Raw genomic sequence first — 12,706 nt, forward strand, 5'->3', positions numbered from 1 at the left:
ATAGTATTATAAGTATCTGAGATTATTTAGGATCTAACCTAAGTGACTAATTATTTTGTTACTACCTCTAAAAGCGCAGCGTCTCTTAGCCCTCTTTGTGTATAATTTTCTTAAAGATCTTATTGAACTGAGAGAGGCGAATGAGGAGTAAATGAGGAAACATTAACGATTAAGCCCCTTATTAATGAAAGCTTTCTGTTTTTATCACTTCCTCTAAAGCGCAGCGTCTCTTAGCCCTCTTTGTGTATAATTTTCTTAAAGATCTAATTGAACTGAGAGAAGGGAATGAGAAATAAATGAGAAAATAAAGCCACTAACCTAAGTGATTAATTTTTTTTTCACCACTTCCCAAAGCGTAGCGTCTCATTACTAAAACCTAAAACCTAAAACCTAAAACCTGTTTTAAAGACAAAAAAAGACCCAGAGCTATAAGGAACTCTGGGTTATAGAGGGGCTCATATGTGAGCCCTGCGCTAACTAAAGACACTTTCAGATTCTTAGGGAGAAGAAGAAAGTTATTTAAGTATAGTCAAAAGCTTCAAAAATACACATTTTTGCTCATTTTTTATACTGCAATAATTACAGTGGGTTACAATTGTTATGCACACTTAAGTTAGAGTTTACTCCCAGTTTATTAACTGCGTGTTTTGCACCAAATCTCTAGGTAGTGAGTTTTTTACCTTATTTTTTTGCCATTTTCCTAAACCAATAGGGCAACCACATAAGGTTAGGATCACTTCGCCAGTTGCCTTAACAACTTCATCCAAACGAATGTCTTTGCCATTAAAGTAATCACTGGCCTGCTGATTGTTTAGTTCCAGTAAATTGCTTTTACATTGCTTACCAAATACGGTGGCAAATTCATGGGCGAGGCGCACCCCATTTTTATGAATAACGCCTACCTGAATACCTAATCGAGCATATTTAATTTTGTTTTGTATCGCTTCAAATTCATCTGGAAACAGCCAAAGCTCTTTGTCACGCTGCATTAATGTGCCTGGTAGACTCGTTAAACCAAATTGCTTTTTGAGAGAGCTCATAAACGCACTTTGCTGTTTACTATCAAAGTCACTAAAAGGGAATACACCTTTTTTAACTTTTAGATTTTGGTTTTCGCAGCTGCTGTGCTTTTTAAATTTAGCAATAAAAAAGCCTTCGCTGTCGAAGGTTTGCGGCCAAACATGTAAGTAACCCTCGTCTGTAGTGGCTTTTTCTGCGCCAGGGAAAAGATCATTTAAAGGCTCTGGCTTAATGTACTCACCAAATTCTTCTAGCAATGCATCACACACTTGCTGGTTTTCGAGAGGGGTTAATGTACAGGTTGAATACACCAGTGTGCCGCCAGGTTTAAGTGCATAAAATGCACTTTTAATCAGCTCTTTTTGTACTTGGGCAATGGTAATGTTCGATTCGATAGACCAATTTTTTAATGCATCGCTGTCTTTACGAACTGTGCCTTCACCTGAACAGGGCGCATCAAGCAAAATACTATCAAAGCATTCAAACATATAATTACCAAATACCACGCCATCAAAATGCGATAACGCACAATTACCAACACCCATGCGCTTTAGCGTGGCACTAAGTACTTTTAAGCGCGATGACGACAGCTCATTTGCAACCAATACACCTTGATTGTTCATTAGTGCAGCCAGTTGTGAGGTTTTAGAACCCGGTGCCGAGGCCATATCGAGTACTGTGTTACTGGCTTTAATACTTTGCTTTAGTGCCATTGGCGGCAACATTGAGCTTGCTTCTTGTACGTACATTGCGCCGCTTAAGTGTAAGTCGGTATTACCTAGCGCTAAATTTTGCTCTTCATCGTTTGGGCGCTCTAGCCAAAAACCTTCATCGCACCATGGAATAGTAATGAGTTGCCAATTTTTTTGAGCTGCGTGGCGTTTAAATTCTTCAACACTCATTTTTAATGTATTAACGCGAACGGACTTACGTAAAGGCCGACGACAGGCATTTAAAAAATCATCTAACGTAAGGTGATCAGGCAGGTAAGTTTTTACGTCATCAATAAATTGCTCTGGAATATAAGTGTTAGCGTCCACGATTTGGCTCATACAATAAAATTTAAAGCCGGATAATAGCATTTTTGACGATTTTTTTCAGTGTTAAAGCCGAAATAGTAGCACCTTGAAAGTGTCGACACCTTATTGTGTAAAACGTATTTAATACTAAAAATTATTATACTTTTAGCTAATGCTGTCGACAATTTGATGGTTTTTTACTCATTCTTAGTGCTTTTAGGGTTGACACTGTTAGCTAATAAGCACATAGTTAACCCATAAATTGTCGACAATATAAAAATACTTTATGACACAGCACTTTTTAAACGACACTGCAGTTACAACCGCTTCCGATAAAGTGTTTGTAGATATGCGCCGCGAAATTGTAGAAGGCAGCATTGCACAAGGCAGTAAAATATCAGAGCCAGAGCTTGCAAAGCGTTATGGTGTAAGCCGTGCAACCCTTAGAGAGGCATTAAACCGTTTAGAAAGTTGTTACTTAGTTGAGCGCAAAGCCAATATAGGTTGTCGTGTTGTGGCATTAACCGCAGAGCGTTTAATTGAGGTGTATCAAGTGCGCAGTGCCCTTGAAGGACTTGCATGTAGGTTAGCTGCCGACAATATGGAACCAGATGAAGTTCAAGGCTTGAAACAATTACTCAACCAGCATTTGCACACTCAGCGTGTTAAAGAAGGTGAGTCGTACTATCAAGAAGCAGGCGACTTAGACTTTCATTATCGCATAATCAAAGGCAGTAAAAACGCTCACTTAATTCATTTGTTATGCCACGACCTATACCAGTTAATAAGAATGTATCGTGTGCAAATGGGCATGGTTGGGCCACGCGTATCGAAAGCGTTTGACGAACATTTAGCCATTATTAACGCTATAGAAAATCATGATGGTGAGCTCGCTGAAATGCTAATGAAGCGCCATATCAGTGCTTCCCAAGCAAATATACAAACAAAATTTGATGGATATCAATCAGTACAAGCTACTCAAAATGAAATGGCTAACTAGATTCTGTTGATCTTTGCGGATTAAATTTCGAAAGGTCAATAGACCCTAATACAGATGTAACATTATTAAAAAATACTAAGCTGCCAAAGAGCAGCCCCGTTCAAAGTTAGGAGAAGGTAATGTCAGCAGGATTAAAATTTAAACAGGCAATTGCAAATAACCACCCGTTACAAGTTGTGGGTACTATTAACGCGTATACCGCAATGATGGCCGAAAAAATGGGTCATCAGGCTATTTACTTATCGGGTGCAGGTGTGGCTAATGCCTCATTTGGTATGCCAGATTTAGGCATGACTAGCCTTGATAATGTGCTTGAAGATATTCGCCGTATTACCGGTGCTAGCGATTTACCATTATTAGTTGATGCCGATACAGGCTGGGGCGGAGCATTTAATATTGCCCGTACCGTTAAAGAAATGACCAAAGCGGGTGCAGCAGGCTTTCATATTGAAGACCAAGTAGCACAAAAGCGTTGTGGTCACCGTCCTAATAAAGAAATAGTTACCCAAGCTGAAATGGTTGACCGCATTAAAGCCGCAGTAGATGCAAAAACTGATAGCGATTTTTACATTATGGCGCGTACTGATGCATTTCAAAAAGAAGGCTTAAATGCAGCAATAGACCGCGCAGCAGCCTGTGTTGAAGCCGGTGCCGATGCCATTTTTGCAGAAGCCGTTCACGACCTTGCTGATTACCAAGCATTTAGCAAAGCGATTAATGTGCCGATTTTAGCCAACATTACCGAGTTTGGCCAAACCCCAATTTATACCAAAGAGCAGTTAAGCGATGTGGGTGTAGAAATGGTGCTTTACCCACTAAGTGCATTTAGAGCTATGAATAAAGCGGCACTCAATGTTTACTCGGCTATTTTGAATGAAGGGTCGCAACAAAGCCAAATTGAAAACATGCAAACGCGTGCAGAGCTTTATGACTTTTTAGATTATCACTCGTACGAAAACACGCTAGATAACCTTTTTTCAGCAAAATCTGACAAATAATAAAAAATTTAACAGGAGACAAATCATGGTAGATAAAGCATTAGGTGGCGCAGGCTTACGTGGCCAAGTAGCAGGACAAACAGCATTATGTACAGTAGGGCAAACAGGCTCAGGTTTAACTTACTGTGGTTACGACATTAGCGAACTGGCTGAAAAAGCGCAGTTTGAAGAAGTGTCGTTTTTACTTTCTCGCGGCGAGTTACCAACCACAACAGAGCTGGCAGAGTACAAAGCTAAACTTAAAAGCTTACGCGGTTTACCTGAAGCACTAAAAACAGTGCTTGAGAACATTCCTAAAGACGCACACCCAATGGATGTAATGCGTACCGGTTGTTCTATGCTAGGTAACCTTGAAATGGAAAATGACTTTAGCGAAGCAAACGATGCGATTGACCGCATGGTGGCAATTTTCCCAAGTATTATTTGTTACTGGTATCGTTTTACTCATGACGGTGTTCGTATTGAAACACAAACTGATGATGACTCAGTAGGCGCACACTTTTTAACGCTATTACATGATAAAGCACCAAGCGAGTTATTTGCACAAGTGATGAATGTTTCACTAATTTTGTACGCAGAGCATGAGTTTAATGCATCTACCTTTACCGGTCGTGTGTGTGCATCAACGCTTTCTGATATTCACTCATGTGTTACTGGTGCAATTGGTACCTTACGTGGCCCACTGCATGGTGGTGCAAACGAAGCCGCAATGGATATGATTGAAAGTTTTACTAGTGCTGATCAAGCTGAAGACGCGCTAATGGGCATGCTTGAGCGTAAAGATAAAATTATGGGCTTTGGTCACGCTATTTACCGTGAGTCGGATCCGCGTAATGTAATTATTAAAAAATGGTCTGAAAAATTAGCCGCAGAAGTGGGTGACGATGTGCTTTACCCAGTATCAGTTCGCTGTGAAGAAGTAATGTGGCGTGAGAAGAAGTTATTCTGTAATGCTGACTTTTTCCATGCATCGGCTTACCACTTTATGGGTATTCCTACTAAGTTATTTACGCCTATCTTTGTAATGAGCCGAGTAACCGGTTGGACAGCACACGTAAAAGAGCAACGTGCAAATAACCGTATAATTCGCCCAAGTGCCGATTACACCGGGCCAGATGCGCGCAGCTACACGCCAATTGAATCAAGATAAACATATAGTCCATACAAAAGGTGAGTTACCAACTCACCTTTTACGGCTTTAGCAAATTATGCAAACAATATACCTTCAAATCTAAAGCCTGTCTTGATTAACCCCGTCACCAAATTAGCGAATTTATTATGACCATTATTAATAACACTCAATACCGTAAGCCATTACCAGGCTCAAATGTAGATTACTACGATACCCAGGCCGCAGTAGATGCCATTAAACCAGGTGCTTACGCCACACTGCCTTACAGTTCGCGGGTATTTGCCGAAAACTTAGTACGCCGTTGTGAACCCGATATGCTAACCGATGCGCTTAGCCAAATTATTGAGCGCAAGCAAGACCTAGATTTCCCATGGTATCCGGCACGCGTTGTATGTCACGATATTTTAGGGCAAACCGCTTTAGTTGATTTAGCGGGTCTGCGCGACGCTATTGCTGCAAAAGGCGGCGATCCTGCAAAAGTAAATCCGGTTGTGCCAACACAATTAATTGTCGATCACTCGTTAGCGGTAGAGCATGCAGGCTTTGACCCTGAAGCGTTTGAGAAAAACCGCGCGATTGAAGATAGACGTAACGATGATCGTTTTCATTTTATAAACTGGACAAAAACTGCGTTTAAAAATATTGATGTGATCCCACCGGGCAATGGCATCATGCATCAAATTAACCTTGAAAAAATGTCGCCGGTTATTCAAAACCGTGATGGTATTGCGTTCCCAGACACTTTAGTAGGTACCGACAGCCATACACCGCATGTTGATGCGTTAGGTGTTATTGCTGTTGGCGTGGGCGGTCTTGAAGCCGAAAGTGTAATGCTCGGGCGCGCATCGTACATTCGTTTACCCGATATTGTTGGCGTAGAGCTTACCGGTAAACGCCAACCGGGCATTACTGCAACCGATATTGTATTGGCTATTACCGAATTTTTACGCGAGCAACGTGTGGTATCGACTTACCTCGAGTTTTACGGTGAAGGGGCTGATGCACTAACCCTTGGTGATAGAGCGACTATTTCGAACATGACCCCAGAATTTGGCGCAACCGCGGCTATGTTCTACATTGACGATAAAACTATTGATTACTTACGTTTAACAGGTCGTGATGAAGAGCAAATTGCCCTTGTAGAAAACTACGCTAAAACAGCAGGGCTATGGAGCGACAGCTTAAAAACAGCGCATTACGATCGTGTACTTAAATTTGATTTATCAAGTGTAGGGCGCAACATTGCAGGGCCTTCAAATCCGCACCGTCGTGTATCTACTAGCGACTTAGCTAAAGAAGGTATTTCGGGCGTTGTTGAAAACGAAGAAGGCTTAATGCCAGATGGCGCGTGTATTATTGCCGCTATTACTAGTTGTACTAATACCAGTAACCCACGTAATGTAATTGCTGCAGGTTTATTGGCGCGTAACGCCAATGCAAAAGGTTTAATGCGTAAACCTTGGGTTAAAACCTCATTGGCACCGGGTTCTAAAGCAGTGCAATCGTACCTTGAAGATGCAAACTTATTACCAGAGCTAGAGCAACTTGGTTTTGGTATTGTTGGTTTTGCCTGTACCACCTGTAACGGGATGAGTGGTGCACTAGATCCTAAAATTCAACAAGAAGTCATTGATCGCGATTTATACGCAACAGCGGTGCTTTCGGGTAACCGTAACTTTGATGGTCGTATTCATCCGTATGCTAAGCAAGCATTTTTAGCGTCTCCACCGCTTGTGGTTGCTTATGCAATTGCCGGTACCATCCGTTTTGATATAGAAAAAGATATCCTCGGTAAAGATCAGCAAGGTAACGATGTAACCTTAAAAGATTTATGGCCATCTGATGAAGAAATAGATGCAGTGATCAAGCAAAGTGTTAAGCCTGAGCAGTTTAGAAAAGTATACGAGCCAATGTTTAACTTAACCGTTGATTACGGCGAAGATAACGACCCATTATACGATTGGCGCCCTGAAAGTACGTATATTCGTCGCCCTCCTTATTGGGAAGGTGCATTAGCAGGCGAGCGCAGTATGAGTGGTATGCGTGCATTAGCGGTACTTGGCGATAACATTACCACCGATCATTTATCTCCTTCTAATGCAATTATGGCAAGCAGCGCTGCAGGTGAATACTTAACTAAAATGAACGTGCCAGAAGAAGACTTTAACTCATATGCAACGCACCGAGGCGATCACCTAACCGCACAACGAGCCACGTTTGCAAACCCTAAACTATTGAATGAAATGGTATTGGATGAAAACGGTGAAGTGAAGCAAGGATCGTACGCGCGCATAGAGCCAGAAGGTGAAAACACGCGTATGTGGGAAGCCATCGAAACCTACATGCAACGTAAACAACCGCTTATTATTGTTGCCGGTGCCGATTATGGCCAAGGTTCGTCGCGCGATTGGGCGGCAAAAGGTGTTAGGCTTGCTGGTGTTCAGGTTATTGCAGCTGAAGGGTTTGAGCGTATTCACCGTACTAACTTAATTGGTATGGGTGTGCTACCACTGGAGTTTGCTGCAGGTACAACCCGCAAAACACTAAATTTAGATGGTAGTGAAAGCTATGATGTTAAGGGCGAACCAGCACCAGGGGCAACTTTAGAATTAGTGATTACCCGTAAAAATGGTGAAGTAGTCACTGTGCCAATGAAATGCAGATTAGATACGCAAGAAGAGCTCTCTATATATGCTGCGGGTGGTGTGTTACAACGCTTTGCGCAAGACTTTTTAGAAGCAACACAAGCATCATAAGGACATAAAACAGATGTTTAAACCACAAATTAAAGTGCCAGCGACTTACATGCGCGGCGGCACCAGTAAAGGCGTGTTTTTTAATTTAACTGACTTACCTGCACCTGCCCAAGTGGTAGGTGAGGCGCGCGATAGCTTATTATTGCGCGTTATTGGTAGCCCCGATCCTTATGGTAAACAAACTGATGGTATGGGTGGCGCAACCTCAAGCACCAGTAAAACCGTTATTTTAAGTAAAAGTGAGCAACCCGATCACGATGTTGATTACTTATTTGGTCAAGTCGCGATTGATAAAGCGTTTGTAGATTGGAGTGGCAACTGCGGTAATTTAACCTCTGCTGTAGGCGCATTTGCCATCAGTAATGGTTTAGTTGATAAAGGTAGAGTGCCTGATAATGGCATTGCTATTGTGCGTGTATGGCAGGCTAACATTAAAAAAAGTATTTTAGTGCATGTGGCTATGACCAATGGTGAAGTGCAAGAAACTGGTGATTTTGAGTTAGATGGTGTTACCTTTCCTGCTGCTGAAGTAAAGCTGGAATTTATTGACCCTGCTGATGGTGATGGCGCGTTATTCCCGACAGGTAATGTGGTTGATGATTTAGAAGTTCCAGGCGTAGGCACGTTAAAAGCAACCATGATCAATGCTGGTATTCCGACTATTTTTATAAATGCAGCGGATATTGGTTACACTGGTACAGAGTTGCAAGGTGATATTAATAGCGATAATGCGGCGTTAACTATGTTAGAAAGCATTCGTGCCCATGGTGCAGTGAAAATGGGCTTAATTAATAATATTAATGAAGCACAAGCACGTCAACACACACCTAAAGTGGCATTTGTTGCTCCAGCAAAAGACTATACAGCCTCAAGTGGTAAGCACATAAATGCCAGCGACATAAGTATATTGGTTCGCGCGATGTCGATGGGCAAGTTACATCATGCAATGATGGGTACAGCAGCCGTTGCTATTGGCACAGCAGCCGCGATAAAAGGCACCTTAGTTAATGTAGCCGCTGGTGGTGGAGCTATTAATGAAGTTAACTTTGGGCATCCTTCAGGCACATTAAAAGTGGGAGCAGAGGCGGTGGTTACAAATGGCCAATGGCAGGTTAGCAAAGCCAGTATGAGCCGCAGCGCGCGTGTGTTAATGGAAGGCTGGGTAAGAGCGCCATTTGATTTTTAAACATTGTATAATAGCTGATGGCTTTGAGAGCATCAGCTTTATAGTTACCATGTAGTTTAAAATAAATCGTTAATTACCCTAGGTTATAGCACTGTTGTTTTTTATGAGCGATAAAACGTTCAAAAGTATTGTTTTTACGCATAATGGCAATTTCATCGTTGATGTCAGCTAAAATAGATTGCCAATTAGATGTATCTTTACTTACTGAAAAATGCAGATTTTTGTACTCAATACTTGGTGATAATGCAACGAGTGCATTTAGCATCACTTTTTTATCTCTATTTGATAAAGGTGACTTGTAAACGCTGGCTTTAAGTACTTCTAAATCGGCAACAATAAGCTCGACGCGACCGTTTAAAAGCAAGTGAATGAGTTGATACTCACTGTTTGCAACAATGGTTTTTACTTTGCCTTGGCTAATCAGTTCATCGAGTTCGTCACTATTTTTATATGAGCGAACTACGCCCATAACCCGATTTTTTACAGAGTTAATACTGCCATCGTAGTCAATGGTGTGATCTTTAAGTGCAACAAACGATAAATCGCCACCTGGAATAGGTTCTGATAGCGCTAATAACTGATTGCGTGTTTTGGTTAAAATATTTTCAGATATGACGTCGTTGGCAATATAGTACTCAGGGAATAATATATCGGCTTTGCCTAGCTCTGCTTCACGAACTGCACGCGCCCAAGGGTAAAACTCAATATGAACGCCATAACCACGCTTAACCAGCATGCTAACTGTAAGCTGGTAAAGCCAGCCTTTATTGCATAGGTTATCGTCTATATAAGGAGGCCAGTTGAGTGTAACTAAACGAAGTACGGTATCAGCATTTAGATTATAGCCATAACCACTTTTATATTTTTTACCTGGAAGAGTAATATTTTTATCGTCAACATTGTAGGTTACAGGCGCAGGATCTGCGTAAGTAAAGAAGGATAAAAGTAAGGCAACGACTAAAAATATTCTCATAAGGATAATGCATTTTTATATGTGCACTTAAGTTTAGTGGGTTATCTGGAATAAACAACTTAAATGTTCTCAGTATTCAAACAATATAAGTATAGCCTTAAAAAGCGATAGCTATTAATATACAAAAATAAGTAACTTAACTTAAATATGACACAATACCGATTTTTAAAAATGATCATTCTATCGTATTAAATGGCACACTTACTGCGTAAAGTTATTTATATAGAATAACTATATGTTATAGCTTTCGTCTTGTTATTACGTTATTTTCAGGCGCCATAATAGAACACTAATTTAATGCAATTGGTATGATAATTATAGGTGTTTTTACTAGAGGGAACTTTTATGGCTAATAAGCCAATAAGTGAAGATAATCCGTTTGCTAATTTATCTGATGTGCAGTGTGAGCATATCCAAAATTGGTATCAAAAACATATTTCTTTAACTTTAACCAACTTGCTTAAAGGTAGTAAGTCTGGTCAAGTAATAGAAAGTAAATTAGAGCAGGCGTTAAACGAAGCATTAATAAACAGTAAACAAACCATAACCTATACAGGTGATGATAGTTCGCCTATAAAATTACAAAATGCCAGTGTATTGGCAGAGCTCAAAGATACACGTAATTTGTTTCATGGTGCGCAAGTCAAAATAAATAAATTAGAACAAAAAATAACAACAAGTGCTGACGAAATACAATTACTAGAGGCTCAAAAAAGCGAACTTCAACTAGAAGTACGCAGTTTAAAGCAACGATTAAACCATGTTTTATCGAGATTAGAGTCACAAGGCGTCTCGTTTCAAAAAAGCCATTATGTTGGTCGTATATTGGTGCATGCTTTACGAGCAAGCTTTGAAAATTGGCAACAAACGCCCTCTGGTGAGTCTTTCAAAAATCATGACTTTTACAAGCTGTTTCCTCGGGTTTTGTACTCAAGTTTACTAAAAGAGATAGAAAAACTGCTAGGTGGGCATGATTATAATGAAATAGAACGCTCGTTGAGTGATTTTGTATTTCAACAAAAGGGTTCTCCAGTTGAGAATTGGCCGGATGAAGACCCGATATACGAGACACGATTAATTAACCAAAAACAGTCAGAACTATTAATTAAGCTACAAAGCCAACATCAGCAAAGAAAGAACTTTACCGCCTATTTAGAAAAACGTCTTGCTAATACTGGGTTTACTCATAAGCACAGTGATTTACTGATGACTTTAGTTGAGTTTGCGACAAATGATGAGAATAGTAAGTTTTCTAGTTACTGCCATTAATTAGCAGTATTTGTTTGGCTAGTCTGCATTAAAGGTGTAATTAGAGGTGATTGTTGAAGCCCAAGTTGCTTTAGCCTAGCTGCAATATTGCCTTGCGTGAGTGCTTGCTTTACCCATTTATACAAGGTGCTTATATCTAGCGTGTGGTTTGGGCGAAGTAATAACTGATGATTATAGGTTTGTGCCACTCTCTCAGACACAAGTAGCAAACGCTTGCTTTTTGGATACTTGCTAAAGTATTGATTTAGGTAAGAACGAGTAACAATAGCGCTATCGCTGCGTTTTTTTAATACTAATTCAATACTTCTTTTATGGCTGCTTAATAAAGTCATTTTATATTCGTTTTCAAGAACTGAGGGGCTACTTTCGTAATTAGCTAACGGATAATGGTAGCCTAAAATACCCACCAAGGTTTTATCTGCTAAGTTATCAAACCAGGCTTGAGACTTGGCAAATTGCTTTAAAGCAATAAATACTTCTGTATCTATGGCTACAACAGGGGAGTTACTAATTACATTGTTTCCCTGTAGCCATCCCCAATCTGGGTTCTCAAAAAAAATCGAATCGAATAGGCCATTTTGGTAATCTTTAAAGCGACGAATGGGTGTGGTTAGTACTAATTCAAAATGATAAGAAGGCTGTATTTTATTTAGCTCGCTTATTAATTCAACGGTAAGACCAGAAGCACGCCCATCAACAATTTCTATATAAGGAGGGAACTCATAGCCACCTACTTTTACCACAGTTTTTGCATGAGCTTCTTCAACTGAAAAACCAAGTAAGGCTAGTAAAATGAGCGTAACAAACTTCATAGTTAAATCCTTCCTTAGCGTGCTTTTGATGTATTAATTTATAAGATAGTCTATTTGTTAACATAGTATGAATTATCAAGCAATAAATTCTAACTTTGCAGGGTGATTAAATGGATGTTACTTGATATTTATTAAGCAAGTGTAGATCGAGTGCGCTTTTTTGGAGTGTTTTTGATATTGGGGGATTACCCAATGTCGGGTGGCGTGGCTTTGCCACTTAACCGACCTACGTTCCCAACAATTAACGTAGGTTGGATAAGCCGGAGGCGTCATCCGACGATGTAGGATAATTCAAAGGCGTCATCCGACGATGTTTAGTCGTTTATTATAAGGAGATTTTTTGTGAGATATCGTCGAAATTATCAACCAGGAGGAACGTATTTTTTTACGGTTAATTTGCAGGATCGTAAAAAATCATTATTGGTTGAGCATATTGATTTATTGCGTGAGGCTGTGCGCTGGGTAAAAATGCATAAACCATTTTATATTGATGCGTGGGTAGTGTTGCCTGATCATATGCATGCAGTGTTAACTTTACCCA

The 12,706-nt window shown here is 40.3% G+C and carries 10 protein-coding genes; 7 read left to right on the top strand and 3 right to left on the bottom strand.

Annotated elements, in window-relative coordinates:
• Positions 1 to 620: 620 nt before the first annotated feature.
• Positions 621 to 2,060, bottom strand: coding sequence for a 16S rRNA (cytosine(1407)-C(5))-methyltransferase RsmF (gene rsmF, locus CWB76_RS17775; protein WP_138609401.1), 1,440 nt, complete (start codon positions 2,058 to 2,060; stop codon positions 621 to 623).
• Positions 2,061 to 2,325: 265 nt separating this feature from the next.
• Between rsmF and CWB76_RS17780 the strand changes: the two genes are divergently transcribed.
• The 5 genes from CWB76_RS17780 (at position 2,326) to prpF (ending at position 9,111) form a co-directional block, all read left to right on the top strand.
• Positions 2,326 to 3,039, top strand: coding sequence for a GntR family transcriptional regulator (locus tag CWB76_RS17780; RefSeq protein WP_076919062.1), 714 nt, complete (start codon positions 2,326 to 2,328; stop codon positions 3,037 to 3,039).
• Positions 3,040 to 3,158: 119 nt separating this feature from the next.
• On the top strand, positions 3,159 to 4,037 hold the full coding sequence (gene prpB, locus CWB76_RS17785) for a methylisocitrate lyase (protein ID WP_008109898.1): 879 nt from the start codon (positions 3,159 to 3,161) through the stop codon (positions 4,035 to 4,037).
• A 25-nt stretch (positions 4,038 to 4,062) separates the two neighbouring features.
• Complete coding sequence (gene prpC, locus CWB76_RS17790) at positions 4,063 to 5,187, top strand: bifunctional 2-methylcitrate synthase/citrate synthase (RefSeq protein ID WP_138609386.1); 1,125 nt, start codon at positions 4,063 to 4,065, stop codon at positions 5,185 to 5,187.
• A gap of 128 nt (positions 5,188 to 5,315) precedes the next feature.
• Positions 5,316 to 7,925, top strand: a complete 2,610-nt coding sequence (acnD, locus tag CWB76_RS17795) for a Fe/S-dependent 2-methylisocitrate dehydratase AcnD (RefSeq protein WP_138609388.1) — start codon at positions 5,316 to 5,318, stop codon at positions 7,923 to 7,925.
• 13 nt (positions 7,926 to 7,938) lie between these two features.
• Positions 7,939 to 9,111: a 2-methylaconitate cis-trans isomerase PrpF gene (prpF, locus tag CWB76_RS17800; protein ID WP_138609390.1), complete on the top strand. Its 1,173-nt coding sequence runs from the start codon at positions 7,939 to 7,941 to the stop codon at positions 9,109 to 9,111.
• 73 nt (positions 9,112 to 9,184) lie between these two features.
• Here the strand turns inward: prpF and CWB76_RS17805 are convergent, their stop codons facing one another.
• Complete coding sequence (locus tag CWB76_RS17805; protein WP_138609392.1) at positions 9,185 to 10,084, bottom strand: substrate-binding periplasmic protein; 900 nt, start codon at positions 10,082 to 10,084, stop codon at positions 9,185 to 9,187.
• Between the two features lie 345 nt (positions 10,085 to 10,429).
• On the opposite strand from CWB76_RS17805, the gene CWB76_RS17810 reads away from it, so the two are divergent.
• Positions 10,430 to 11,353: a hypothetical protein gene (locus tag CWB76_RS17810; RefSeq protein WP_138609395.1), complete on the top strand. Its 924-nt coding sequence runs from the start codon at positions 10,430 to 10,432 to the stop codon at positions 11,351 to 11,353.
• On the opposite strand, the gene CWB76_RS17815 is transcribed toward CWB76_RS17810, so the two are convergent.
• Entirely contained in the window at positions 11,350 to 12,165 is an 816-nt protein-coding gene (locus tag CWB76_RS17815) for an amino acid ABC transporter substrate-binding protein (protein ID WP_138609397.1), read from the bottom strand. The genes CWB76_RS17810 and CWB76_RS17815 overlap by 4 nt on opposite strands.
• 342 nt (positions 12,166 to 12,507) lie before the next feature.
• On the opposite strand from CWB76_RS17815, the gene CWB76_RS17820 reads away from it, so the two are divergent.
• Positions 12,508 to 12,706, top strand: a 199-nt coding sequence (locus CWB76_RS17820; RefSeq protein WP_138609399.1) for a transposase, incomplete at its 3' end; no start/stop codon positions are given.

It is taken from the genome of Pseudoalteromonas sp. S1609 (genome assembly GCF_005887255.1).
Lineage (GTDB): Bacteria > Pseudomonadota > Gammaproteobacteria > Enterobacterales > Alteromonadaceae > Pseudoalteromonas.